Here is a 24,361-nt window from a genome sequence, read left to right as displayed (position 1 = left end):
CTGTCGCGGACGGGCGATGCGGACCTCCCCGCCCGCAGGAGACGCGCCAGGCGACTCGCCAAGAGGACGAACGCTGCCCCAATCGCCGGGTCCAGGAGGACGACGATACTACGGGCGATCAGGTTCGGTGGCACTTTCAGCGGGGAACGCATGGCAGCAAGCTGCGGTTCGATGAGACTCCAGGAGGCGAAGAGCGCATAGGCCAAGACAGCGGCAGTCGAGCAGAGCAACAGGCTCGTGACGGCGATCGACCTCCCTGGGCCCGGCCGCACCAAGGCGATCGTGCACGCCGTCAGCGCCAGCGGGAGGGCGATCGCTTCGAGTGTCACCAGGAAGATGACCTGGTCCCAGCCCCGGCCATACCCGCCAGGGCGGATCATCGGGACGAGGCACCCGAGGATCACGGCGCAATAGATCACCAGCCTGATGAGCTGGCTGAGCGAGAACCGGAGCCTCGGGCGGGGCGATGCAGTCATTTGGCCGTCCTGATGGACCGCTGGGTGGCCCGGACAACGTGTTGTCCGGGCGGCGAAGCCGCAAGAGGCCGTCGAGCGGGCCTCGCCAAGGCAAGCCTGCCGGGCGGTTAGCGGCCCCTCTTGTCGCTGCGCGACCCGGACAACACGTTGTCCGGGCCACCCACCCGCCGGGGTGATGATCTCAGAAACTTGGCGTGGAGAACCGCCCTGCCAGGTCGCGTATACCCCAACCGGCGCCCCGATCACCTCGTCGGCGCGCAGCGGTAACATCTCCAGCGAGGCTCGGGTCGGGGTGCTTGCCTTCCGGCGGGCTCAGCCCGCGTCGCGCTCGCGGACGGTGAGGTAGACCTCCTGACACGTCTCGGCGATGCGCTCGCCGAGGCTCTGATACTTCACCTCGAGCTGGCCGGAGTACATGCTCAAGACCTTGCACAAAAACGCCGAGTGCGAGGCATCCGCCTCCTCGGCGAACTGCTGCAACGATTCCTCGATCTGATCGGCGAGGTAGAGCAGGAACTGGGCCTGACCCTTCACCTCGGCCAACGCCCGGTGCAGCTCGGGCGATCCGCCCGGGTCGGACGGCCGATCGCTCGTGGTCGCCAGTTCCGATTGGCTCGCGGTCACCGTCTCCGTGTCCGCGTCCGAGTCCGGACGGGAATCGAGCGCCGTGGCCGAGGGGTTCGCATCCGTGGGTCGGCCGTTCATGCGGCGTCCTCCGTGCCGAAGCTGGGTTCGCTGTTGACCAGCGATTCGAGCGAGCCGCACAGCTCGCCGACGAGCCGCATGTTCTCGCACTCGACCGCGAGGTTCGAGGCGTGCATCTCGATCAACTGACGCAGGAAGATCCGCGTCCCGGGGTCCGCCTCCCCCTCGAATCGCTCGACGTCGGCCACGGCGGCCCGCACGAGGTAATCCATGAACTGGAGCTTGCCCCGGATCGAGGTGCAGAGCCGATCCAGCTGGCCGAGTTCGACCTCGGCGGAGGGTGGCAGGGCGGTCGAAGCAGGGTGCGACATCCGTATCTCCCCGACCCTGCGGGTCGGTGCTCGACGAGAGGGAACCTGCCCAACGGGCCGGACCAGCGCACAGAACCGACGGCGCCTGGTCCGGGGGCCGCCGAAGCATGCAACGATGCGCATGTCCTCGGCGTTCCTCGATGGAGCGTTGGAGCTTAACCGGGTCGGTCCCGCTCGACAAGCGATTTTCTCGGCGCACCCCCTGGCGACCCGGCGCCCTCGGGGTATCATGCGCCTCGATGGGCGGGGGCGCGGCCGGTCGTCCCGACCCACGCGTCGCCCCCTTCGACCCCGACCCGTCGGCGATCCGATCGCGATTCGAACCGAACCACCGGGAGCAACGACCCATGATCCTCAACCGACGCCGCATGCTCGTGGCCTCCGGGGCCGCCGCCCTGGGCGCCTCCGCCTTCGCCCGCACCCTCTCCGCGGCGCAGGACGGCGACCGCAAGAAGATCCTCTACTTCACCAAGAGTTCCGGCTTCCAGCACTCGGTCATCGCGCGCGACGGCGACGAGCTGGCCCACTCCGAGAAGATCCTCATCGACCTCGGCGCCGAGCACGGCTTCGACGTGACCGCCTCGAAGGACGGCCGCCTCTTCGAACCCGACCGCATCGACGAGTGGGACGCCTTCGTCTTCTACACCACCGGCGACCTGACCCAGCCCGGCACCGACGGCCAGCCCCCCATGTCCCCCGAGGGGCTGAAGGCCTTCCTCGACGCGATTCAGTCCGGCCGCAAGGGGTTCGTCGGCATCCACTGCGCCACCGACACCTTCCACAGCGGGCCCGACGACCGCACCCCCTACATCGAGATGATCGGCGGCGAGTTCATCTCCCACGGCCCTCAGCAGGTCTCGAAGATCAAGGTCGTCGACCCCGCCTTCCCCGGCGCCGACGCCTTCGGCTCCGAGTTCGAGATCAACGACGAGTGGTATGCCTTCCGCAACATGTCCGACCAGATCCACGGCATCATGGTCCAGCTCACCGACGGCATGCAATCCGGCCGCGCCCGCGACTACGAGCGGCCCGACTACCCCATGACCTGGGTCAAGAAATACGGCGACGGCCGCGTCTTCTACACCTCGATGGGCCACCGCGAAGACGTCTGGACCAACCCTAAGTACCAGGGGCTCCTCATCGGCGGCCTCAACGTCGTCACCGGCCGCGCCGACGCCGACTTCACCCCCAACGTCTCCGAGATCACCCCCGGCTACCAGACCCTCCCGGGCTGATCCGATCGCCCTGCCGGCGACGGCCACCCCCATCTCGTGATCGGTGATTCGCGCCCCTCGCCAATCGCCGATCCCGGGGTGGCTGGGGTCGTCTCAATCCCGGTCCGGACGTTGAGCCCGCTCGGAGCAGCAGGCTTGGAGGGCCTAGCGTCGATGCTCTCTCGATTCCATCAACTTGCCAGAACGGCTTACTATAAAGCCACTCTGTGTTGTGTTCGTCATCGAACTTGTCCACAGAGCACCATCGAGTGGAGCACGCGTTTCATCCCCATAGAGCTTGGCAACGTCACCAGGCTCCGTGAAGAATTTGTACCAAACGCTCGGAGTGCCGACTGTTGAATGCCTTATCCCAAAATCCTTTCGCTGGTCTCCGAAGCCAGAACTGAACCGCAGACGACAACCGTCCTGGCATTGCATTAGGCAATTCAGCAATTGGAGCCATAATTCCCGTTCGTCGGTTCCCGTGAAGAGTTCGCTGCCTCCTGGGAGAATAGGATTGTCTCGGATATGTTGCATAAAGGCGATCGTCAAAGGGAGAAGATGTTGAATGATAGGGTTCGACCAAGGCTTGTTTGTTTTATTTCTAACCCTACCATAAGTAAGATGAAGGAGTCCTTTGTTTAGATCTTCGTTGGATGGAGTTTCTGCGCTATTGCATGTAAGTGGCTGATAATCACTTGGGTAGTAATCAAAATCGGAGCAGAAGGCGTCGTCGTTCTTTTTTCGCTGCTCGGGTTTTCCACGCGATTGAGGGCCTCGGTGGAAGAAGTCCCACCAGAGGCGGGCGTGAACGTGCCTTGAGTAATTGACGAGTTCGCCGATGGTATGGTCGGCGAGCTGCTCGTCTTGCAATTCGCTCGGAATCCCGAATGTGTGCGCCACTTCATAGATCATCGAATCGCGGAACAAGAGGATCTTCTCCCGCTCGTTTGGTGGCCCTTCGCTGTCCCGAGCCATGAGGCTTCCTCGAAGGTTGTGGTTGGCCGATCCGGTTTTTTTGATCCGCCAGGGATTCAAGCCTCGTAGGGTCCGTTGTGCGGACCTTCGCATGCAACGCTTGGGCTGAGGACAGCGGACCCTACGACGCTGGATTGATGAGACCTGTCGGGTGCACCTTCGCGGACTCGATGCACCCGACAGGTCTCGTGCTCGGCGAGCAAGGATAATCCGGCCTCACTCCTCCCGGCCCGCCGTCAGCGACGGCTCCGGCCGCCCTCCCGAAAACGGCTCGATCTTGCGGATCAAGGCCCCGTCGCCCCCCTGCCAGAGGAAGACGGCCCCGGTGTCGTCCCCCGCGGCGACGATCGAGCCGTCGGCCGAGGTCGCCACGCCGTAGACGTAATCGGTCGGCCCGCTGTACCCGCGCTGAATCCGGCCGTTCTCGGCGTTGAACAGACGCACCGTCTTGTCGCCCGAGGCACCCAGCGCCTCGGTCTTGCCCGGCACCCAGCGGACCGAGGTCACCTGGCTGCCCACGGCCTGCGAGGTCCGCAACTGCTCGCCGTTCTCGAAGTCCCAGAACTTCAACACGTTGTCGGCCCCGCCGCTGACGAGCTGCGTCCCCTCGGCGTTCCAGTCGACGCTCATCACGTGGTGCGTGTGCCCCTCGAACGCCTTGAGCCGCTCGCCGGAAGGAATCGCCACCACCCGCACGAACTTGTCGGCCGCGCCCGTGGCCAGGCTCGTGCCGTCGGGCCGGAACCGCACGCCGAAGACCGTGTCGCTGTGCAGCTCGGGCAGGTCGAGCAGCAACTCGCCCGTCTCCGCGTCCCAGAGCTTCACCTCGCCCGATCCCGCCGGCTCGCCGCCCCCGGTGGCGATCAGTTTCCCGTCGGGGCTGAAGTCGATCGCCAGCACCCGGAACACATGCGGTTCCAGCGTCGTATGCAGCGACCACCGCCCCTCGACCGTCCAGATCTTCATCCCTTGATCGTCGGCCCCCGAGACCACCCGGCCGTCCCCGGCGAACGCCAGCGCCCCCACGGCCGACACCTTCGTCGGGTCCTCCGCGTCGACGTGGCCGAAGGCGACCACGCCGACCCCCGTCTCCGCCTCCCAGACCTTCACGCCGTTGGCCCCCGCCGTGGCGATCCGATCGCCGCCCGGCGCAATCGCCACGGCGTTCACACCCCCGTCGTGCGCCTTGACCACCGATCCCGCGGCCCCATCGGCCAGCGACCAGACCCGGGCCGTCCCATCGACACCGCCACTGATGATCGAGCTTCCCTCCGGCGAGCACGCCAACGCCTGCACGGCCCCCTCATGCGCGGCGATCGTCCGCGGTTCCCCGTCCCCCTCGACCGGCCAGATCCGGATCGAACCGTCCTGCCCGCCCGAGATCACCGCCGAGCCGCCCGGCACCGCCGCCAGGGCCCGCACGGCCCCTTCATGCCCGAGCCGCTCGACCGGCTCCGCGTCCTCGGCGAGCCCGGCCCCCGGCCCGTCCGGCAAGGACCAGATCCGGACCGCGCCATCCTCGCCCGCCGTCGCCAGCGTCTTCCCTTCCGGCCCGACGAATGCCAATGCGTGAATCGCCCCCTCGTGCCCCTTGCGGCTGCCGATCGCCGCGCCGTCGTCCGTCTTCCAGAAGCGGATGACCCCATCGGCCCCGCCGGTCGCGATCACCCCGGCCTCGCTCGCCAGGGCCACGGCATGCAACGCCCCCCCTTCGGCCGGGCCGATCGTCCGGATTTCCGCGTCGCTCGTCGCGTCGGCCACGCGGATCGACCCGTCCTCCAGAACCGCGACCACCGTCGTACCGTCCTTCGACGCCGCGATCGCGTTGACCTTCGCCCCCAGGGCGTCGAAGCTCCGGGCCAGTTCGCTCGTCGGCGCGTCCCAGACGGTCACGATCCGGTAGCTCCCCGCCGCCAGCCGCTTGCCGTCCCGGCTGAACCGGATCGACTGGATCAGATCCTGATGACCTCCGAGCGTGATCACCTCCTGGCCCGTCTTCGCGTCGAAGACCTGCACCACGTTCGCCCGACCGACGGCCAGGTCGTTGCCGTCCCCGGTCAGGTCGACCGCCAACACCGGGTTCACCCCCGGCGGCAGGGCCCCCAGCTCGATGGCCGAATCCGCCGCCTCCAGCTCGGCCATCATGGCCTCGGTGTCGTCCTTCGCCCCCTGGTCGATCCAGAGCTTCAGCAGGCCCAGCTCGTCGGGCGTCATCGGCTCCAGGTTCTTCTCGACCGGCGGCATGAACGGCTCGACCGCGTGCGCGGCCATCTGAAAGAGCAGGCTTTCCTCGCTTTTGCCCGGCACGATCGACGGCCCGCTCTCGCCCCCTTCGAGCATCCCGGCGACCTCCTCCATGTTCAGCCCGTTCTCGGCCAACGCCGAGTTGTGGCACCCCGCGCACCGGACGTCGAGAATATCGATCAGTTCCGTGATGTAGCTGACCGGCTCGTCCCGCTCCGGGACGGCCACCTCAAGCTGTCTCGCCCGGGCATCGGTCGTCAACGCAACTGTCACCAGCAGGCAGAGCAGGGGGGGGAAGGTCGATCGCAGTCGCATGGGTGCGGGTCCTGTTCGGGTCGGTGGGAGAGCGTTCGGGCGAGACGACATCACGGAATGTCGGAATGTGTTGATGGGTAAGGCGTGGGGTCCTGGGGCATCTCCATCTCGAAATCCCGAGTCGAAATGCCGAGGTTCGAGCCAGGTCCTCGGGTGGCCCCGGTGGCTCGCCAACCGGGGCGGCGAAGCCGCAAGAGGCTACGGGGGGCCGCTCTGGTACCTCTCGTCGCTCCGCAATCCCGGTCAGCGAGCGACCCGGGTCACCCCAAGCAACCTTGGGAGGAACGCGGTGCAGGAAGGCCCTACTCGTGGCTTTCGTACTCATTGCTCCTTCGGCCGGACGGTCAGGATGATCGGATTCGACGGCTCGCTCAGGTTCGCCTCCATCGTCGCTTCGGGGTTGCGCGGGTCGGCGACCGTCGCCTTGCCCCCGGCGCGGAGGAAGATCGTATAAACCCCCGGCTGCACGTTCTCGGCCACCGTCACCGGCACGGCCACCGCGTCCTGCCCGGCCTCGATCTTCACGTTGCCGATCGCCAGGTTGTTCGGCAGGGCGTCGGGCGTGACCTGGAATTCCCCCTGCGCCCCCTCGGTCCGGGCGACGCGGGCCGTCAGCTCGAACGACCCGCCCTGCGCCGCCGTCACCGCGGTCGGGCTGACCGAGAGCCGCGCCGCCGCCTCGGGCCGCAGGGCCATCACCAGCCCCCGCGTCACCCTCGCCGGGGTCGGCGCGTTGCCGCCCGGCGGGGGCCGGGTGATCGTCCCCGCCACCGCCACCCGAGCCGGTTCATCGACCGGTTCACCATCCTCGCCGAGCCGACGCCCCACCAGCCGCACCGTCCCCACTTTCGGCGGCGCCCCGGCCGACGCATTGAAGATCATCGGCGCCTGCACCTGATCCCCCGCGATCACCACCGGGTCGGCCGACACCCCCGCCGGCAGCCCCTCCGCCTCCACCCGGATCGGACCGGCCAACCCGTCGAATCGATGCGCCAGCACATAAGCGACCGACCGCCCCCCGCTTTGCAAGGTCAACCCTTCCGGGTTCCCCGGGTCGTTCGGCGCGGCGAACAACTGGAAATCTGGCTGCTGCGGCCGCACCACCAGCCGATAGACGGCCGCCGGGTCCACCTCCCTCGCGTTGTACAGGTCGCCGACCGTAATCAGGTACGCCCCGTCCTCCGGCGCCTCGAACCGCAACACCGGGTCCACCGTCGCCCTGCCGAAGCGGTTGCCCGTACCCGGGTCCCCCTGGTCGTCGGCCTCGATGATGTCCCGGAGCGACCCGTCCTCCATCACCCTTTGCACGAGCAACGTCGCATCCACCGGCGAGCCGATCCGATCGGCGAACACCTCGATCATCCAGACCTGCCCCTTCGTCGCCTCGAACCGAAACACGTCCTCGTCGTCCACCCCCCGGAAGTCTCCCGAGAGGTCGCACGGCGCTTCGATCGCCATCGGCTCGCCCCGGTCGCTCGGCCCGTCCTCGACCACCACCGGCCCCATCGCCTCGGCCAAAAACACCGGGTCCGCCGCCCCCCGGTCCGTCTCGTGCACGTACCAGAAGCCCCGGAGGCCCCCCCCCGGGCTATTCACCAGGCCCACGCCGGGACGATCCGGGTCGATCTGCAAGTCCGGGGGCACGGCGATCGCAACGTTTAATCGTTCCAGTACTTGACCATCCGGCAAGACCGTCCCCGACGGCTCGCCCCCCAGATTCCGGCCGAGCAAGGTCACCTCGGCCGTCGATCCCGCCACCACCGCCCCCGGCACCACCGCGTCGACGTGCGGCCCGTCATGCACCGTCAGGCGGTACACATGCTGCGGCGAGCCCGCGTAGATGACATCCCTCACCTCGACCCGGTACGTCCCGTCCCCCGGCAAGACCGTATCGATCATCGGGTCGCGCCCGACCGTGCCGTGCCCGTAGGCCAGCTCCCGCCCCTCGGCGTCGTACAGGCGGACCTCCCCATCCAGTCGGCTGTCGACCCGCACCGCGGCCAGGTCGATCAGGACCCGCTGATCCGCCTTCCCCTCGAAGGCGAACCAGTCCACGTCGGTCGCGCCGTCGATCTGCCCGTTCATCACCTGGCCGATCGCGATCGCCCCCGCCTCGGCCGGGCCGTTGTTCGGCTCCTGCTCATTCCCCTCCGGCCTGCCGCCTACGACGAACGCCTTCGGGTTGCTCACCCCCAGGGGGCCGACCACCCGCACGTCGTGCAGGCCCATCGGCACCTCCGGGCCGATGGTCACCCGGAACCTCGGCGGCGCGGCGTCCCCCTCGACCCGCTCGCTCGTCAAACCCGGGTGATCGAACCAGAGCCCCGAGGCCGACTCCATCTCCGCCCCCGCCAGCCTGACCTCCACCGCCCCTCCCCGCGTCCCTCCCGGCGGGAACACGACATCCAGCCGATGCTTCGGCATCTGCCCCTCGACCGCCGCCGCCCCCACCCCCAGCCCGACCCATGCCGCCGCCATCGGCGCCAGCCATCGCAATCGTCCGGGCCCGTGCTCGGGCCGTCTCGGGCAGGGTCGTCTCATCGGGTCAGCTCCGGCGTGAGGAACGCAAGGCGGGCGCGTCGTCAATCCAAGGCGGGTAGGCATCCGATCTCCCGGCGGTCTCGTCCCCCTCGACGCCCGACCCCGGCCGATCCGATTCCTCCATCATAAATCCAACACCCTCCGAATGGCACCCCCCTCACTCGCTGCCTCCGTCGCCTCGCCTTCTGTAGGGTGCGTTTCGAGGACTCAACGCACCCTACTTCACCACTCCACTTCGAGGCCGGAAATCGTAGGGCGCTGTCCCGTCTTCGATATCGCACCTCCCCAGCCGAGCGACCCATCGGCCGCCCTCACACGGGCCGGGGGGCGTCGGCCCAGTGGCCCAGGCGGTCGGCGCCGCGGACGACGAACCCCTTGCGTTCCCAGCCGTACCAGGCACGGACCTCGGCCGAGGCATATCGCAGCGTCAGGCCGCAACGCCGTCGGTCCGAGTCGTTGGCCCTCGAACCATGCAGCAGCAGGTCGCTATGGAGCGAGAACTGCCCGGCCCGCAGCGTCACGTCGACGGGGGCGTCGCCGGAACGCCCGGCCTCGGCCTCGGCCACGACCAGCCCCAGCACGTTCGAGGCGTCCCGGCTCTCCTCATAGCCGATCAGCCCGTGCCGGTGCGACCGGGGCACGAACCGCATGTTCGCATTCCCGGGGTCGGCGTCGTCGATCGCCAGCCAGAGGGTCACCGTCCGACTCGGGCTCAACGGCCAGTAGGCGCAGTCCTGGTGCCAGGGCACGGCCCGGCCGTCGTGCGGCATCTTGCAGAAGAAGTGGGCACCCCAGGCGACGACATCCGGCCCGATCAGGTCGACCACCGGCCCGAGCAGCCGGGGGTGCCGCATCAGGTCGTGAATCCGGCCGAAGCGCAGGTGCGCCGAGTTGATCGAGTAACTGTCGCGCCCCAGTTCGAGGAACGCCCCCAGCACCCCGTCGAAGAAGGCCCGCAGCTCCCGGACCTCCGTCCCATCCAGCCCGTCGAACGGCATCAGGTAGCCCACTTCGTTGAAGCGGTCGATCTCCTCCCGGGTCAGGACCTCCGGGGCCGCGTTCTCGACCGGCATGAAGTCGAGCCGTCGCGGGAGCCGGGCCAGTTGCTCCCGCGAAGGGTTCGGCAATTCGTCGGCGATGCTCATCGCGGGCCTCACAATCCGTGCTCGATGCTCAAAGGATGGCCGGCCCCCCATTCTACGATCCCCCGTCCCCGCCCGCGCGGCCTCGCCTTGATCTCCGGACGCATCGTGTGGCCGGGGGGGGCACACCGCGGCCGAATCCCCCGGGGCCGACGGGCAATCGACGGGCCTTCAGGAATCCCCGAGCAGCCTGCCGATCATCTCCCCGATCGCGCGCAGCTCGTCGGGCCCGGACCCGACCTCGATGAGCCGGACCTTCCCCTCGCGGTCAATCAGGACCGTGCTGGGGATGCTGCCGATCTTGTAAGCCTCGTGCAGCGGAGACCCCTCCGGCTCGGCCAGGATGCGGTAATTCAAGCCGTGATGGGCGGCGAACCGGTCGAGCGTCCGCAGGTCGTCCCCCCGCGACTGCCCCTCCGTCGGGATCGCCTGCTTGAGCTCCTCATCCCAGCGGTAGCCGAAGCAGCCGGTCACCCCGACGACCACCAGCCCGCGCCCGCCGTACTCCTCCTGCCATCGCGTCAGCTCGGGGAAGGCGTCAATGCAGGGGACGCAGTACACCGCCCAGAAATCGAGCAGGACGACCTTGCCCTCCAGGTCCCCCCCGGCGAGGCGGTCGCCGTTGGCCCAGTCGCCGACCCCCGGCAGCAACGGCGCCGGCCCGCCGATCAGGGAACGATGATACCGGATCCGGGCGATCCCGTCCTGCCGGCTTTTATACATTCCTTCATGCCTCGCGACCAACTCTCCCCATCCCGGCCCCTCGGTCGGCATCGCGTCGATGGCGGCGCGCCACGAGGGGAAGAACCGCTCGGCCCGATCGGGATCCGAGTCGAGAAGCGATCGGATCGCGATGTCGTGGCCGGTGAGCAGGCGGCTGGCGATCAAGGTGTCGCCGGGGAATGCCCGGACCAGCTCGCGCTGCCGGGCCAGGATCGCCTCGCAGATCTCGGCGGCGTCCCAGGCCTCCCGGGTGCGGAGGGCCAGCTCCATTTGGCTCGTGAGCGTGAACGCCAGGCGGGCCGCCGGCACCCAGCCCTCGGGATCGGCCCCCCGGTCGGCCTCGATCTCCCGAAGCTCCTCCTCGACCCGCCGATGGGCCTCCTCGACCTCCTCCTCCCCGAGCAGCGCCCGCACCTCCTGCGACATCCGTGCATACGGCACGAACACCGCCTGTTCCTCCTCGGAGAGTTCGACCTGCCGGGCCGACGCCGACGCCGATTCCGACGCGACGCCACAGGAACCGACCCATGCCAACGCCGCGATCACGCGAATCCAGGCCATGACCTCGCCCTCACCTCGGGACCCCGGGGCGCACAGAAGACGCCCCGACGGACGGGCCGGGGCCGCCCGCGCAGCCCCGATCCCTCCGAGGGTAACCCCGGCCCGAACCCGGATCCACGCCCCGGATCCCTCCCGGTCGGCCCCGATCACCCCCGCGGTGCCCGGCGCGAATCGGCCGCGCGGGGCGTCGCCTCTCGCCCCGCCCCCGGACCCGCCCGGTACCCGCCCTCGGGGCGCATCAACCGGAACCTTCGCCCACGACGGGACCGCGCGACCGGCCCCGATCGCGCCCCATCGCGGCGGCAGGATCACGGGCATGCCGCCGACGACCCCCCGTCACCTCGGCGGCCGTCCTCCCCGCAACGCGGCCTCAGGCGTCCTCCGAACCGGCCCAGCGTTCCATCTGTTCGCGGATCCGGCGCTGCTCGGCGGTCTCCGGCGGGTCGACGGCCGCCGAGTCCGAGGCCGCCCGAGGCGATCGGCCCCGCCGCTTCGGCGGGTCCTCGACCAGCCCATACGCGCCGGCCGGCTCGACGAAGAAGGGGAGCTTGCACTTCGGGCAGGTCATCGTCGAGCCCATCTCGGCCTCGTCCACCTGCAACGCCACGCCGCACTCCCCGCATTCCACGTCCACGATCGCCATGCGAGCCTCCCCCGATCCTTCGCATCCCACGACGGCGAGTCCCCGCGCTCGATTCCCCAGGCACCTCGCCTCGGAACCCCTCGTGCGTTCGGCAGGACGCCGTCCTCCATCGACCTTGAGCGCCAACAGTCCCTTCTGTCAATAGGTCAGATCAAGATTCACCGAAAATTCGATCACGCCCTCCCCGTTCCGAGCCTCTTCGGCGGATCACGGGTCGCGGGTGACGGATCGCGGGTGATCCCGAATTGCCCGGATCAATGGTCATCGAGGCCATCCCTCGGGGTGGCATGCTACGCCGTCCGCTGATCAGGCCGGTCTTGCATCGTAAGCCGCAATCCGGTTAGGGGTTGCGTCGGCCGAAGCGTTTCGGGTCGTGCCCGATCGGATCGAGGCGAGAAACCCCGGAATTCGCGAGAGGTATCGGCGACACACCACCGACACAGTGGACGGCGTAGGGCGGCACGTGGTCGTCCCCGAACCCGTTTCAGGGACGATGCTTGCGGCACGGGTTCGGGGGCGGGCCCGTACCATCCGAAGGGAACTGATCCAGGCAATCCGGTATGACGTGTTGTGTATGACGGGTGACGGCTGGCGAGTAGAGGATCCCGGGTGGCCCAGACACCGCCCGCGGTGTCTGGGCGGCGCAGCCGCACGAGGCGTCGGTTCACGCCCGGCCCCCCCCGCGGGCTCTCACCCCGTCAGAAGCCCTCCGATCGCCTCAGGCCCCAGGCTCCGCAAGGGTCGTCTGAGTCATCGCATATCACCTGACCACACTGCCCGCACCAGAAAAAACCGATCCTCCTCCGATTTTCCCCGGATTTCCACAATTAAGCCTCCCGTTTTTCCTGATGTTATCAATGAGCCGCGCGGCCCTCGCCTGCGCACCAGGCCGCCCGCCCCCGCCTTGGGCGCACCACCTTGTGTTTACCCCCATCGAGAAAGCATCCCCCCATGTCCCGCACCGCCACCCTGAAGCAGACCATCGCCAACCGCCTGAACGCCCTGCTCTCGACCGGCCCGAAGACGAGCGAGGGAAAACAGCGATCGAGCCGCAACGCCCGGACGCACGGATTGTCGACGATCGGCGCCCACCCGACGACCGAGATGCTCGAAACAATCGAAACGCGCAAATCCGAGTGGCGTAACGACTACCGGCCCGAAGGCTCGGCCCAGGAGTGGATCTTCGGCCGCCTCGTGGCCGAATCCGTCCGCCTCGATTGCTGCGAGGCCCGCATCTGCGCCGCCCGGGCCGAGCAGGCCGACCGCGCCGCCGAATCCTGGGACGACGACCGCGCCGCCGAGGTCGCCGCCCTCGCCGCCCGCCTCGCGTCACATCCCGATCGCATTCAAGCACAATTGCTCCAGAGCAAGCATGGCGTCCTCTGGCTCCTGGAACGCTGGGACGAGGTCGCGGCGTCGCTCACCCACCACGCGGGCTGGACCTTCGAGGCCTGGACCCTGGCCCTCGACCTGCTCGGCGTGCCGCCCTCGGCCCGCGACGGCTCCGGCCCCTGGGACCTCGACCCCGACGACAGGACCGAGGCCCCCGGCCTTTCCCTCGTCGCCCAGTCGACCGCCGCCCTCCGCTCTCGCCTCGACGCCTACTTGAACGCCCGCGACGCCCGCGCCCAGGCCGACGCCGCGCTCGGCCTCGACGCCTCCGACCCGCCCGCGATCCGCCTCCTCGAACGCTACGCCTCCGACGCCCGCCGCCAGTTCTCCCGCAACCTCAACGCGTTGCGCCGCCTGCAATCCCTCGCTCCCCGCGCCGCCGCGACCCCCGCCCCCTCCCCCTCCGCCACCCCTCCCGGCCCCCGACCCGACCGCACCGCCTCCCGCACCCACCCTTCCGCCGCCTCCGCTCCTCCCCCCTCCGAGCCTCCTCCCGCCCCTGCGCCGACCGCCCCTCCCACCCCCTTGCGAAACGAACCCATCGCCCCTGCGTCCCCCTTGCGAAACGAACCCATCACTCCGTCCTCGACCGCTCGCCCCTCGCTTCGCACGACCCTCTCCGCCCCCTCCGCCCCCTTGAACCGCCGCGCCCGACGCGCCCAGGCCGCCGCCGCCCGCCGCTCCTGACCCCCGTTCCCCCCCTCGCCGACGGCCCTCCTCCCCGATCGAGTGCCCCCCTGCGCGCCTCGCACGCCAACCACAGGGGTCTTGAGCCACGGATGAAACACGGATGAAACACAGAGAATTACGAGACTCGTTCATCCGACCCAGGCGCAAACCGACTTCCCATGACCTCTTATCCGATCCCCTCCCATCCCCTCCCATCCCCTCCCATCCCCTCCCATCCGTGTTCCATCCGTGGCTCCAAACCTCCCCCTCGCTCCCGACCCTGCTCCGCCTCGCTCCCCGTTTGACCGAACCTCGGCCCCCTCATTACGATGGATCCCGACCGACCGACCAAACCAAACCGACGGCGATCGGGCCGTTGCGCGGGGCGGGTCAGCCATCCTCGGAGCAAGGCGCAGATCACAATGGGACATCGGGCAGGGCAACATTGGGTCGCCGTGGTCGTCGTGTTGCTCGGCTCAAGCGGCTGCAACCGGGGCGGTTCCGACCCCGCCGAGCCGATCGAACCGTTCCGGGGCGTCGAACTCCGCGTCGCCGTGCTGGGCGACCCCCAGCTCGCCGCCATGCTCGACGACCGCCTCGGCGAGTGGGAGCGCAGCCGGGGCGGCTCCGTCACCCTCGACGCCGTGCCCGACATCCCGGGCACCCAAGGCGCCGACGTCATCGTCTTCCCCGGCGAGCAGCTCGGCCCCCTGATCGACGCCGACCGCCTCCGCATCCTGCCCGAGTCGCTCGTGACCACCCCTCCCGATCGCTCGGCCGACCCCGACGCCCCATCCGCCAACGAAGAGGACGAGGCCGCCCCCCTCGGTCCCGTCTCCGGCGAGGATCTGGCCTTCAACCAGGTCTTCGACGTCTACCGCGAGCAGGTCACGAAGTACGGCCGAGACCGCGTCGCCCTCCCCCTCGGCGGCTCCGCCCTGGTCCTCGTCTACCGGGCCGAGGCGCTGGAAGGAGACGACGACGACGCCCTCGCCGCCGAGGCCGAGGCCGCCGGCCTCTTGCTCGAGCCGCCGGCCACCTGGGAGCAGCTCGACGCCCTCGCCCGCTTCCTCGACGGCCGCGACTGGAACGGCGACGGCCGGCCCGACTCCGGCATCGCCCTGGCCCTCGGCCCCGATGAGTCCGACCGCCTCGGCGTCGAGACCTTCCTGGCCCGAGCCGCCGCCCTCGGCCTGCACCGCGACTACTTCTCCCTGCTCTTCGACCCCGACTCGATGGCCGCCCGGCTCACCGCCCCCCCCTTCGTCGAGGCCCTCGACGCCCTCGTCCCGCTGCTCGACGCCGGGCCGGACGGCGCCTCCCCCCTCGACGCCGAGGCCGCCCGGCTCGCCTTCCGGTCCGGCTCCGTCGCCTTCCTGATCGACCGCGCCGAGCAGTACGCCTCTTGGCTCGACGAGGGGGACGAGGCCGAGCTGGGCGTGGCCCGCCTGCCCGGCTCCGACCGCATGTTCGAGGCGATCCGAGGGGACTTCGACCCGGCCGAACCGCCGAATCGCCCCGGCTTCCTCCCCAACGGCGGCGGCTGGCTCGTCGGCGTCTCCTCGACCACGCCCGAGGCCGAGGCCGCCGCCGCCGAGGACTTCGCCCGTTACCTGATCGAGCCGGACACCGCCGACCGGCTCCGGGTCGATCGCCGGGTCCCGATGCTCCCGGTCCGCTCCCCGCTGGTCGGCCAGGGGCCCCCGCTCGGCCGAGACCTGCCCGGCCTCAGCCGTCGCGACTGGTCCGACGCCGTCTCGCGGACCATGCTGGCCGATCGCGTCCTGATCGGGCTCCGCATCCCCGGCGCCCCCGGCTATCTCGACGACCTCGCCGCCGCGGTCGCCTCGGCCGCCTCCGGCGACGCGACCCCCGCCGACGCCCTGAAGACCGCCGCCGACGCCTGGGACGCCCGCACCCGGACCCTCGGCCTCGATCGCCAGAAATGGCACTACCGCCGCAGCCTCAACGCCTTCGGCACCTCCGATCGGCCGCCCCCCCGCGCGAGGTAAAGGGGTCCGCCGGCGTCCCGCGTCGGGCCTGGGTCTCGGACGCAGCGGCCTTCCCTCCCTCCGTTTCGATCGGAACTCCTGGATCGTTTCGCGAAAGTGCCCTCCCGACCCCGACCCGAGCTGAGCGATCGCCATGCACCCCCCCGAGCCCGGCCTGCGATTCCCGAATCAGGCAGCCGCGACCGGTCACGGCGAGGTCGAGTTGACGATCGAGCAGCTCTGCAACCTCGACGGTGCCCCCGCGTTCGTCCGCCGCGGCCAGGACGTCGAGGACGCCCTGGACCGCCTGCACGGCCACTGCCGGCGGATCCGGGCCGAGATGCTGGGCATGGTCCACCTGCGGCTCCGCCAGTGGGCCGCCGTGGCCACCGGGCCGGACGACTGGGCCGATCGCTTCGACGCGCCCGTCGCCCCGCTCTGGGGACTCACCCAGCCTCCGGCCGAGGCCGACTGGGCCGATCGGCCCGGGGCACCCCGGCGGCGTCGGGCCGCGGCCCGCGACCTGGTCGCCAGCGTCGATCGGTTCAACCGCCGCTGGGCCCGCCACGTCGAGGGCCTGAATCTCGACCCGATCAATGCCCTGATCGAGGGATACAATCGCTACTATCTGATCGAGAAGGAGCTGATGATGGGCTCCTCCCGCCTGGCCTCCCGGCTCTTCCGCGTCCACCCGGTGCTCCGCGTCGAGCACGTCTTCGACCGCCACCCGCTCCTGCCCGCGCTTCGTGCCCGGGCCTGAAACCGACCTCGCCTCGCCTCGCCGCGGCCTCGTCCCGGATCGCGAATGGCCGGCTCGGTTGGTCGCCGGCCCCGCAACCGCCTCGTTCGATCGACGCACCAGGCGTACTCAGTGTTCCGCCCGGGTCCCCAACTGGTCGAGCGTGCTGAGCGCGGCCGTGGCCTGCTCGACGTTGTTGCGGATGATGTCGAGCATCTCCTCGACGAATTCCTTCTCGAACTGAGACTTGCGGATCGCGGTCGAGGCGGAGGCAATGGCGCTGAGCCGGTTTCGAAGGTCGTGCACTACCTCGCGGACGGATTCGGAATCGCTCATGAGATCCTCTCGGAGTTTCTCGAAGTCCAACGGCGGCATTTCTGAAACATGCCTCACATTAGCTCAGGCGGTTGAGAACCATTGAGGAAGTTTAACAGAGCAAATGATGCGCCGTCAGATCGGGGGCGTCGATGCGTTGCCGGACCGGGGCCCGATCGCGTACCCTTGGTGCCTGGCCAATTCGGCAGTCGAGGGCCTTTGCCAGCAGCAGGATGTCCCCCCCTTTGCGGAGCACGAGCAGGAGCAGGCGGCGGTCATGGGCTGGATCTTCCTCGGAGCGCTCCTCCTGCACGCGATGCTGCTCCTGGCCGTACTCGGCGCGGGACTGATCGGCGTCGAGCTCGAGGACCCCTGGCGGGGGCTTCACGAGGGGATCGCCCTGGCCGCGATGCTGACCGGCCTGCTGGTCAACCTGCTCGTGCCGGCCTCCCTTGCTGCCCTCGCCGCCTCGATGCGAGGGGTCGAACGCCGGGCGGGGCTTCCGGGACGCTTCCACGCCCGGGCGGTCCGAAACTGTCGGCGGGTGGTCCCGATCGCGGTGGGCGGCCTCGGGCTGCTCGCGGCGGCCTTCGGGTTCGGAATCCTGGCCGGGTCGACCGGCCCCGGATCGGCCTGGAGCCTGCCTCGACTGGGCCTCGCCTCGCTGGCGACCGGCTATCAAGCGGCCGCCCTGGCCGTCTTCGCCGCGGCCCTGATCGGCCAGCGGGCCTTGCGCCTGAGGCTGAAGGCCGAGGTCGATCGGCTCGGCTCGCTCCCGACGATCACCGCCGACGCTCCGATCGCCCGTTGACCCCCCACCGACCGCCTCCCGCCCTCTCTGCTCCGACCCCACCGTGACCGTGACTCTGACCTGACCCCGGTTCGCCATCCCGGACCCTTGCAGAGGATCTCCCCCGCCGATGTCGCCGCTGCTGGTCGTCGTCTCAATCGTGCTCGTGGACCTGCTCGGGTTCTCGCTGGTCATGCCGCTCTTGCCCCGGTACGCCGAGCAATACGGCTTCGACGAGCGGATGATCGGCGCCCTGTTCGCCGCCTTCCCGCTCTGCCAGCTCATCGCCGGGCCGATCCTCGGCCGCCTGAGCGACCGGTACGGCCGCCGGCCGGTCCTGCTCGTCAGCCAGATCGGCACCACGGTCTCGTTCCTGATGATCGGCCTGACGGACGTCTTCCTCATCATGCTGCTCGGCCGGATGCTCGACGGCTTCTCCGGCGGCAACATCCTGGTCGCCCAGGCGTACATCGCCGACGTGACCAAACCGGAGGAGCGGGCCAAGGGCCTCGGCCTCATCGGCGCGGCCTTCGGCGTGGGATTCGTGCTCGGGCCGCTGCTCGGGGGCCTGCTCGTCTCGCTGCCGATCGGGCCGGTTTGGAGCCTCCGCCTGCCGTTTTTGGTCGCGGCCGGATTCTCGACAATTGCCTGGATCTTGACCTGGCGATGGCTTCCCGAGTCGCGCCCGCCGGGGGTCGACAGCACCCCGAGGGCCGCCGTCCGGGCCCCCGGCTGGCAGGGGCTGGTCCGGGCGATCGGCGATCGGCACGCCCGGCCGCTCGTCCTGCTCGGGGCCCTGGTCGTCTTCGCCTTCGCCAGCCTGGAGGGGACGTTCAGCCTCTACCTCGAACGCCGGATGGGACGCGGGGCCGACCGCGCCGCCTACTGGTTCGCCGCGCTCGGCCTGGTCAGCGCGATCATGCAAGGGGGCCTGATCCGCCGCCTCGTCCCCCGGTTCGGCGAGCCCCGCCTGATCCCCGTCGGCCTCGCCCTTCTGGCCTCGGGCCTGGCGGCGCTGGCGGTCGTGCAGACGACGGCGGGCCTGGCTTTGGCCGTCGTGCTCGTCGGCCTGGGGCAGGGGCTGGCCGCGCCGACCGTCTCGGGCCTGCTCTCGCGGTCGGTCACGCCGGGCCGCCAGGGGGCCATCTTCGGCGCCTTGCTGTCGGCCCAGACGTTTGCTCGCCTGGTCAATTATCAAACGGCCAATGAGTTGCTCGCCCGCTATGGTCCCTCGGCCCCGTACTGGGAAGGGGCGGGCATCGCCGCGATGGCCTTGCTGCTCTCCGGCTGGGCGATCCGCTCGGCCCGATCCGCCAAGGATGATCCGGCGGAGGAAGCCCACCTGGCAGGGGTGGCCTCCGGCGACGACGACCGGAAGGAGTGAGTCCGGCTCGATTCGGACGATCCCTTGAGCCATCCCCGCGCCGGTTGATTCGAAGCAGGCCGCACGTTAGCCTCAAGGGCCGATTGGCCTGAAGTGTTCCCCCAACGTCCACCCCCGCAGCACCGAGGATGATTCGACCATGGGAGCCGACGCACGCATCGAAGAACTGAAGCTGGAATTGCCGAAGGCCCCGAAACCGGTGGCGACCTACGTGACGGCCAACCGCCATGGCGACCTGCTCTACGTCTCGGGGCACGGCCCGTTGAAGCCCGACGGCTCGATGTACACCGGCAAGCTCGGGGCCGAGCTCGATCTGGATGCCGGCAAGCAGGCCGCGCGTCAGGTCGGGCTGGCGATTCTGGCCACCCTGCGATCCCACCTGGGCACGCTCGACAAGGTCGAGCGGCTCGTCAAGACCCTCGCCCTGGTCAACTGCACGAGCGACTTCGCCCAGCAACCCCAGGTGGTCAACGGCTACTCCGACCTGATGCGAGACGTCTTCGGCGACGCCGGCGTCGGCGCCCGAAGTGCCCTGGGCACCAACTCCCTGCCCGGAAACATCGCCGTCGAGATCGAGGCCATCTTCCAGATCAAGGACTGACCCGGCCCCGCCAGGACCGGCCCCTCTCGACCCCCCTGGGAGGGGGCGGGAGGGGCGAGCGACTCGAAAACGTCCTTTCAAAAGATGCCGTGAACATGGGAAACGAAGATGAACGGGAAATCTGAATATCGCTACGTGATCCTCGATTACAACGGCAATTGCTGGTTGGTGCAGGACAACGCCACCCAGAAGACCTCCGGCTTGCCGTCGATGCTGGCCGAGGGCTGGGTGCCCATCCGCGAGACCCCGTTTCATTCCGAGGCGTCGATGGCGCCTTATGTCCTGATCCTTTTGGAGAAGGACGGCGCCGGGGCCGGCAGCGACTTCGGTTTCGCCTGACGATTCGGCGAGGAGCCTCGGGGAGGTCAACGATCATGGCCCAATCAGCAGGACGACTCGACGGCCGGTCCTGCCTGATCGTGGGCGGGACCGGCGGCATCGGCCTGGCGACGGCCGAACGGTTCCTGGCCGAAGGGGCCCGGGTGGTCGTCTCGGGCAAGACGGCCGAGGAGGCGGGCGCGGCCCTGGGCAGGCTCGGGCCGCTCGGCCCGGTGCAGGGGGAACAGGCGGACGTCTCGGAAGAAGGCTCGGTGGTCGCCTTGTTCGATCGGGCGGTGGCCTGGCTCGGCGGCCGGCTCGATGTCCTGGTGCACGTGGCCGGGATCAGCGGCCGACGCTTCGGGGATGGTCCGCTCGACTCCTGCTCGCTGGAAGGGTGGGAGACGGTCATGGGTGTGAACGCTCGTGGGGTGTTTCTCTCGAACCGGGAAGCGGTCAGGCGTATGCTCAAGCAAGAGCCCGATGAGGGTTGCGAGGGAAGGGTCGGCCTGCGAGGGGCCATCGTCAATGTCGGCTCTGTGCTGGCCCGGTCCCCCGCCCCCGCCCATTTCGGCACCATCGCCTATGCGGCGAGCAAGGGGGCGGTCGAGTCGCTCACCCGATCCGCGGCGGCGCGTTACGCGAGCGAGGGCATCCGAATCAACCTGATTGCTCCCGCCTTGATCGAAACGCCGATGGCCGCGCGGGCCGTCAACGATCCGGCCATCCGCCATTATTTGCGGACAAAGCAACCGATGGCCGGCGGCCCCGGATCGGGCCGGGACGTGGCCGAGGCCGCCCTGGTCCTGGCCGAACCGGCGAATCGGTTCCTCACCGGGGTCGTGCTGGAGGTCGATGGGGGATGGTCCCTTTCCGATGGCCAACTGTTGAATGGTTGAAACACGAGAAATGAACGAACCAAAGGATGTCCTCGCTCAGTACCTGGCGGCGGCCCGGTCGGCCATCGACGCGATCGAGGCCACGCAGCTCGATCCGATTCGAGCGGCTGCGAAGCGGTTCGCGGAGTCGATCCTGGCCGATCGCCTGGTCCACGTGTTCGGGACCGGGCATTCGCGGATGGCGGTCGAGGAGATGTTCCCGCGGTACGGGTCGTTCCCGGGGTTTCATCCGATCGTCGAGTTATCCATGACCTTTCATAACCCGGTCGTGGGGGCGAATGGGCAGCGGCAAGCCATGTTCCTGGAGAACGTGCAGGGGTTCGGACCGGTCGTGTGGCGGAACTTCGTGGCCGACCCGCGCGATTGCCTGCTCGCCATCTCGACGAGCGGGTGCAACGCCGTGACGATTGACGTGGCGATCGAGGCGAAACGCCTGGGGATGACCGTGGTGGCCTTGACCTCGCTCGCGCACAGTGCCGCGTCGACTTCGCGTCACGAGTCGGGGAAGAAGCTGCACGAGGTGGCCGACCTGGTGCTCGATCAGCAGGCCCCGGCCGGGGATTCGAGCGTCTGGGTTGCTGGCCTGGACACCCCGGTCGCTCCCATCTCCTCGGTCACCGGCTGCACGATCATCAACCTGGTGAAGGCCGAGGTGGCTCGGCTCCTCACCGAGGCCGGCCGGCCGCCGAAGGTCCTCACCGCCGCCTGTCACGTGGGGGCCGAGCGGGCGAGGGAGCTGTTCGAGGAGACGTACGACGACTATCGGCGGCGGGTCGGTGTGCTCTACCGCTGAGCCGCGCGATCTCGGATCGGCCCGCTGGGTCAAGAGCTTGAGAATCTCAGAATGTCTTGACGCGATCAGTCCGCCACCTGGCCGCCGCAACTGGACCCGGAACCGGCGGTGCAGCCGTAGCAGTGCAGGCCGGTGACGATCGGCTCGGTGGTCAGGCGGTCGAGGTCGAAGTCGGCGATGTGGCGCGGGGAGGTCGGCAGGTCGAGCTGCTGATTGAAGTCGCAATCGTACAGGGTGCCGTCCCAGGAGACCGAGAGGAGCGAGCGGCACATGACCCCCTCGGCGGCGCTCGGATTGTAAGCGGCGACCAGGCGGCGCATGTAGGGGTCGTATTGCTCGGTTCGGATCAGGAATTCGAGGAATCGGTTGATCGGCATGTTAGTGATGACATAGAGTTGATTAAACGAGATGTTGTAGCGTTTCTTGAGTTCGCGGCGGAAATCGGCCTCGATCGCGGATTGCTTCGGGGGCAGGAAGGCACCGGTCGGATTGAAGACGAGATTGAGCAAAAGCCCGGAATCCGCGACGCCATAGCCGAGACCGTTCAGGCGTTGGAGCGCGGTGATCGAGTCGTCGAAGACGCCATCGCCGCGCTGGGCGTCGGTCGAGCGGGGGAGGTACGAGGGGAGGCTGGCAACGATCTCGACCCGATGGTGGGCGAGGAACTCGGGGAGATCCTTGAAGCGCGGGACGGTCAGGATGGTCAGGTTGCAGCGGTCGATGACGTGCCGGCCGAGGACCCGGATCTGCTCGACGAACCAGGAGAAATGGGGGTTCAGCTCCGGGGCGCCACCGGTGAGATCGACCCGGGGGATGTCGGTCGCTTCGAGGACCCGGAGGCAGTGGGACATCGTCTCGCGGGTCATGATCTCGGTGCGGTCGGGGCCGGCATCGACGTGGCAATGTTTGCACGTCTGATTACACATCTTGCCCAGGTTGATCTGCAAGGTGTCGATGCCGGTGCGGGTCAGGGGGGAGAGCCCGTGCGAGGCGAGCGACTCCTCGAACGGGCGATACGACCCCGACGGGCGGAGGATGCGGAGCTGCTCGTCGATGGTCGCCAGGGGGTGTCCCTGGCCGAGGAGGCTGCGGGGCATGGGAGGCTCGCGGGTCGGGGGCCGATCGGGCAATGAGTCGATCGTATCACGAGTGCCCCCGAAAGGGGATGGCTCTCGGGCGATCGGCCGGGGCGGGCCTCAGCAGACGCCATGCGGGCGGTCGTCGGAGACGGGGGGGCGATGGACCGTGCGGAGGCGATCGACCTTCGCCAGCGCGGCCTCGAGGTCGCGGGCGAACAGCTCGGCGAGGTCGCGGCTGAAGTTCTCGCGGACCACCGCGCGGAGGACGCGAATCTCCTGGGCGTTGGCAGGCAGCGGGTAGGCGGGGACGATCCAGCCCCGCTCTCGGAGGGTCTCGGAGAGCAGGTCGAGCGTCTCGGGAGGCTCCGAGGGGTCGGCGAGGGTGAGGGCGACGACCGGGATGGCCCGGGTATCGCCGAGGTGGCGGAAGCGGCCGAGCGCGTCAATCCGCTCTTGAAGATACTGGGCATTGTCCATGATGTTGCCGACGATCCGGGCATAGCCCGACATGCCGAGCCGGAGGAAGTTGTAGTACTGGAGCAAGACCGGGGCGCTGGCCCGGGAGAAGTTCAGGCTGTAGTTCGACATCTCGCCGCCGAGGTAGCTGATCTTGAAGACCAGCTCCTCGGGCAGGTCGGAGGCGTCTCGGAAGACGACCGTGCCGATCCCTGGATAAACCAGGCCGAACTTGTGGTTCGATACATTGATGGATCGGACCCGTTCCAGGCGGAAGTCCCAGGCCAGATCGGGGTCGGCGAAGGGGACGACGAAGCCTCCGCTCGCGGCATCGACATGGATGGGGATGTCCCAGCCCTGGCGCTGCCGGACCCGGTCGAGCAGGGCGGCGATCGCCCCGATGGGGTCGATCTGGCCGGTGAAGGTGGTGCCGAGCACGCAGCCGACGGCGATCGTGTTCTCGTCGACCCGCTCGGCCACGCCCTCGGGGGTGAGGACGTGGCAATCGGGCGAGAGGGGGGCGACGCGGGCCTCGACGTCGAAGTAGCGGGTGAACTTCTCCCAGCAGGTGTGCACATCGGCGCCGAAGACGACGTTGGGGCGATCGGCGGGGAGGCCCTGCGCCGCCCGTCGCTTCCGCCAGGCCCACTTGTGGGCCAGCAGGCCGAGCATGATGGCTTCGGACGAGCCGACGGTGCAGGTGCCGACGGGGGTGGCGTCGTCGGGGGCATGGAAGAGCCGGCCGATCATGCTGACGACCCGGCGGTGGATCTCGTCGGTCTGGGGGTACTCGTCCTGGTCGATCAGGTTCTTGTTCAGCACTTCCATCGCCAGGCGATCGGCTTCGGGCTCCATCCAGGTGGTGACGAAGCTGGCGAGGTTCAGCGCGGGGTTGCCGTCGAGCAGCAACTCGTCGCGAACCAGTCGGGCGGCGACATCGGCGGGCATGCCCTCGTGGGGGACGCGGTCTCGGGGGATGGATCGGGCAAAATCGCGCGAGGCATAGGTCGGCGCGAGTTCGGCGTCGGTCTGGCGGATCGGTTTCATGTGCCTCGCTCGGGGGATCGGGGGCTGGGGGGCGG

The 24,361-nt window shown here is 69.0% G+C and carries 22 protein-coding genes; 10 read left to right on the top strand and 12 right to left on the bottom strand.

Annotated features, from left to right (window positions below; translation table 11 throughout):
- From AB1L88_RS19910 to AB1L88_RS19900, 3 genes are all read right to left on the bottom strand, one after another.
- On the bottom strand, positions 1–476 hold a 476-nt coding region (locus AB1L88_RS19910), incomplete at its 3' end, for a hypothetical protein (RefSeq protein WP_367098442.1).
- Positions 477–788: 312 nt separating this feature from the next.
- Positions 789–1,181, bottom strand: coding sequence for a hypothetical protein (locus AB1L88_RS19905; protein WP_367098441.1), 393 nt, complete (start codon positions 1,179–1,181; stop codon positions 789–791).
- On the bottom strand, positions 1,178–1,492 hold the full coding sequence (locus tag AB1L88_RS19900; RefSeq protein ID WP_367098440.1) for a hypothetical protein: 315 nt from the start codon (positions 1,490–1,492) through the stop codon (positions 1,178–1,180). The genes AB1L88_RS19905 and AB1L88_RS19900 overlap by 4 nt, the downstream gene beginning before the upstream one ends.
- 347 nt (positions 1,493–1,839) lie before the next feature.
- On the opposite strand from AB1L88_RS19900, the gene AB1L88_RS19895 reads away from it, so the two are divergent.
- On the top strand, positions 1,840–2,727 hold the full coding sequence (locus AB1L88_RS19895) for a ThuA domain-containing protein (protein WP_367098439.1): 888 nt from the start codon (positions 1,840–1,842) through the stop codon (positions 2,725–2,727).
- Between the two features lie 144 nt (positions 2,728–2,871).
- On the opposite strand, the gene AB1L88_RS19890 is transcribed toward AB1L88_RS19895, so the two are convergent.
- The 6 genes from AB1L88_RS19890 to AB1L88_RS19865 form a co-directional block, all read right to left on the bottom strand.
- Complete coding sequence (locus AB1L88_RS19890; protein WP_367098438.1) at positions 2,872–3,684, bottom strand: hypothetical protein; 813 nt, start codon at positions 3,682–3,684, stop codon at positions 2,872–2,874.
- Between the two features lie 216 nt (positions 3,685–3,900).
- Entirely contained in the window at positions 3,901–6,243 is a 2,343-nt protein-coding gene (locus tag AB1L88_RS19885) for a c-type cytochrome domain-containing protein (RefSeq protein ID WP_367098437.1), read from the bottom strand.
- A 321-nt stretch (positions 6,244–6,564) separates the two neighbouring features.
- On the bottom strand, positions 6,565–8,784 hold the full coding sequence (locus AB1L88_RS19880; protein ID WP_367098436.1) for a PPC domain-containing protein: 2,220 nt from the start codon (positions 8,782–8,784) through the stop codon (positions 6,565–6,567).
- Positions 8,785–9,095: 311 nt separating this feature from the next.
- Entirely contained in the window at positions 9,096–9,929 is an 834-nt protein-coding gene (locus AB1L88_RS19875) for a phytanoyl-CoA dioxygenase family protein (RefSeq protein WP_367098435.1), read from the bottom strand.
- A gap of 168 nt (positions 9,930–10,097) precedes the next feature.
- Complete coding sequence (locus tag AB1L88_RS19870; RefSeq protein ID WP_367098434.1) at positions 10,098–11,210, bottom strand: TlpA disulfide reductase family protein; 1,113 nt, start codon at positions 11,208–11,210, stop codon at positions 10,098–10,100.
- A gap of 370 nt (positions 11,211–11,580) precedes the next feature.
- Entirely contained in the window at positions 11,581–11,853 is a 273-nt protein-coding gene (locus AB1L88_RS19865) for a hypothetical protein (RefSeq protein ID WP_367098433.1), read from the bottom strand.
- A 951-nt stretch (positions 11,854–12,804) separates the two neighbouring features.
- Between AB1L88_RS19865 and AB1L88_RS19860 the strand changes: the two genes are divergently transcribed.
- The 3 genes from AB1L88_RS19860 to AB1L88_RS19850 all read left to right on the top strand — a co-directional run bounded on the left by AB1L88_RS19860 (position 12,805) and on the right by AB1L88_RS19850 (position 16,665).
- Complete coding sequence (locus AB1L88_RS19860; protein ID WP_367098432.1) at positions 12,805–13,932, top strand: hypothetical protein; 1,128 nt, start codon at positions 12,805–12,807, stop codon at positions 13,930–13,932.
- 404 nt (positions 13,933–14,336) lie between these two features.
- Entirely contained in the window at positions 14,337–15,926 is a 1,590-nt protein-coding gene (locus tag AB1L88_RS19855) for an extracellular solute-binding protein (protein ID WP_367098431.1), read from the top strand.
- A gap of 133 nt (positions 15,927–16,059) precedes the next feature.
- Positions 16,060–16,665, top strand: coding sequence for a hypothetical protein (locus AB1L88_RS19850; RefSeq protein ID WP_367098430.1), 606 nt, complete (start codon positions 16,060–16,062; stop codon positions 16,663–16,665).
- 108 nt (positions 16,666–16,773) lie between these two features.
- On the opposite strand, the gene AB1L88_RS19845 is transcribed toward AB1L88_RS19850, so the two are convergent.
- Complete coding sequence (locus AB1L88_RS19845; RefSeq protein WP_367098429.1) at positions 16,774–16,980, bottom strand: hypothetical protein; 207 nt, start codon at positions 16,978–16,980, stop codon at positions 16,774–16,776.
- Between the two features lie 103 nt (positions 16,981–17,083).
- Here AB1L88_RS19845 and AB1L88_RS19840 point away from each other — a divergent pair, with 103 nt between their 5' ends.
- The 6 genes from AB1L88_RS19840 to AB1L88_RS19815 all read left to right on the top strand — a co-directional run bounded on the left by AB1L88_RS19840 (position 17,084) and on the right by AB1L88_RS19815 (position 21,744).
- Entirely contained in the window at positions 17,084–17,770 is a 687-nt protein-coding gene (locus AB1L88_RS19840) for a hypothetical protein (protein WP_367098428.1), read from the top strand.
- A gap of 109 nt (positions 17,771–17,879) precedes the next feature.
- A complete protein-coding gene (locus AB1L88_RS19835; RefSeq protein ID WP_367098427.1) occupies positions 17,880–19,133 on the top strand; it encodes an MFS transporter in 1,254 nt (417 codons plus the stop codon).
- Between the two features lie 139 nt (positions 19,134–19,272).
- Positions 19,273–19,734: a RidA family protein gene (locus AB1L88_RS19830; RefSeq protein WP_367098426.1), complete on the top strand. Its 462-nt coding sequence runs from the start codon at positions 19,273–19,275 to the stop codon at positions 19,732–19,734.
- Between the two features lie 108 nt (positions 19,735–19,842).
- Complete coding sequence (locus AB1L88_RS19825) at positions 19,843–20,073, top strand: hypothetical protein (RefSeq protein WP_367098425.1); 231 nt, start codon at positions 19,843–19,845, stop codon at positions 20,071–20,073.
- Between the two features lie 35 nt (positions 20,074–20,108).
- Positions 20,109–20,951 (top strand): SDR family oxidoreductase, encoded by an 843-nt coding sequence (locus AB1L88_RS19820; RefSeq protein WP_367098424.1) that lies wholly within the window; start codon positions 20,109–20,111, stop codon positions 20,949–20,951.
- A 10-nt stretch (positions 20,952–20,961) separates the two neighbouring features.
- On the top strand, positions 20,962–21,744 hold the full coding sequence (locus AB1L88_RS19815) for an SIS domain-containing protein (protein ID WP_367098423.1): 783 nt from the start codon (positions 20,962–20,964) through the stop codon (positions 21,742–21,744).
- Positions 21,745–21,809: 65 nt separating this feature from the next.
- Here the strand turns inward: AB1L88_RS19815 and arsS are convergent, their stop codons facing one another.
- On the bottom strand, positions 21,810–22,841 hold the full coding sequence (gene arsS / locus AB1L88_RS19810) for an arsenosugar biosynthesis radical SAM (seleno)protein ArsS (RefSeq protein WP_367098422.1): 1,032 nt from the start codon (positions 22,839–22,841) through the stop codon (positions 21,810–21,812).
- A gap of 99 nt (positions 22,842–22,940) precedes the next feature.
- Positions 22,941–24,326 carry a glutamate decarboxylase gene (locus AB1L88_RS19805; protein ID WP_367098421.1) on the bottom strand — a complete coding sequence of 462 codons (1,386 nt, stop codon included), beginning with the start codon at positions 24,324–24,326 and terminating at the stop codon, positions 22,941–22,943.
- Positions 24,327–24,361: the final 35 nt, after the last annotated feature.

Origin of the sequence: Tautonia sp. JC769 (genome assembly GCF_040717455.1) — a bacterium.
Taxonomy (GTDB): Bacteria; Planctomycetota; Planctomycetia; order Isosphaerales; family Isosphaeraceae; genus Tautonia.
Note: the sequence above shows the minus strand (reverse complement) of the source record. Positions and strands in the feature narration are given on the sequence as shown.

Excerpts from the sequence above, each read along its gene's own strand:
- AB1L88_RS19885 (WP_367098437.1), bottom strand. The coding sequence starts at position 6,243 with ATGCGACTGCGATCGACCTTCCCCCCCCTGCTCTGCCTGCTGGTGACA.
- AB1L88_RS19825 (WP_367098425.1), top strand. The coding sequence starts at position 19,843 with ATGAACGGGAAATCTGAATATCGCTACGTGATCCTCGATTACAACGGC.
- AB1L88_RS19805 (WP_367098421.1), bottom strand. The coding sequence starts at position 24,326 with ATGAAACCGATCCGCCAGACCGACGCCGAACTCGCGCCGACCTATGCC.
- AB1L88_RS19835 (WP_367098427.1), top strand. The coding sequence starts at position 17,880 with ATGTCGCCGCTGCTGGTCGTCGTCTCAATCGTGCTCGTGGACCTGCTC.
- AB1L88_RS19845 (WP_367098429.1), bottom strand. The coding sequence starts at position 16,980 with ATGAGCGATTCCGAATCCGTCCGCGAGGTAGTGCACGACCTTCGAAAC.
- AB1L88_RS19870 (WP_367098434.1), bottom strand. The coding sequence starts at position 11,210 with ATGGCCTGGATTCGCGTGATCGCGGCGTTGGCATGGGTCGGTTCCTGT.
- AB1L88_RS19830 (WP_367098426.1), top strand. The coding sequence starts at position 19,273 with ATGGGAGCCGACGCACGCATCGAAGAACTGAAGCTGGAATTGCCGAAG.
- AB1L88_RS19865 (WP_367098433.1), bottom strand. The coding sequence starts at position 11,853 with ATGGCGATCGTGGACGTGGAATGCGGGGAGTGCGGCGTGGCGTTGCAG.
- AB1L88_RS19855 (WP_367098431.1), top strand. The coding sequence starts at position 14,337 with ATGGGACATCGGGCAGGGCAACATTGGGTCGCCGTGGTCGTCGTGTTG.
- AB1L88_RS19905 (WP_367098441.1), bottom strand. The coding sequence starts at position 1,181 with ATGAACGGCCGACCCACGGATGCGAACCCCTCGGCCACGGCGCTCGAT.
- AB1L88_RS19850 (WP_367098430.1), top strand. The coding sequence starts at position 16,060 with ATGCACCCCCCCGAGCCCGGCCTGCGATTCCCGAATCAGGCAGCCGCG.
- AB1L88_RS19880 (WP_367098436.1), bottom strand. The coding sequence starts at position 8,784 with ATGAGACGACCCTGCCCGAGACGGCCCGAGCACGGGCCCGGACGATTG.
- AB1L88_RS19900 (WP_367098440.1), bottom strand. The coding sequence starts at position 1,492 with ATGTCGCACCCTGCTTCGACCGCCCTGCCACCCTCCGCCGAGGTCGAA.
- AB1L88_RS19840 (WP_367098428.1), top strand. The coding sequence starts at position 17,084 with ATGATGCGCCGTCAGATCGGGGGCGTCGATGCGTTGCCGGACCGGGGC.
- AB1L88_RS19875 (WP_367098435.1), bottom strand. The coding sequence starts at position 9,929 with ATGAGCATCGCCGACGAATTGCCGAACCCTTCGCGGGAGCAACTGGCC.
- AB1L88_RS19815 (WP_367098423.1), top strand. The coding sequence starts at position 20,962 with ATGAACGAACCAAAGGATGTCCTCGCTCAGTACCTGGCGGCGGCCCGG.
- AB1L88_RS19890 (WP_367098438.1), bottom strand. The coding sequence starts at position 3,684 with ATGGCTCGGGACAGCGAAGGGCCACCAAACGAGCGGGAGAAGATCCTC.
- arsS (WP_367098422.1), bottom strand. The coding sequence starts at position 22,841 with ATGCCCCGCAGCCTCCTCGGCCAGGGACACCCCCTGGCGACCATCGAC.
- AB1L88_RS19860 (WP_367098432.1), top strand. The coding sequence starts at position 12,805 with ATGTCCCGCACCGCCACCCTGAAGCAGACCATCGCCAACCGCCTGAAC.
- AB1L88_RS19895 (WP_367098439.1), top strand. The coding sequence starts at position 1,840 with ATGATCCTCAACCGACGCCGCATGCTCGTGGCCTCCGGGGCCGCCGCC.
- AB1L88_RS19820 (WP_367098424.1), top strand. The coding sequence starts at position 20,109 with ATGGCCCAATCAGCAGGACGACTCGACGGCCGGTCCTGCCTGATCGTG.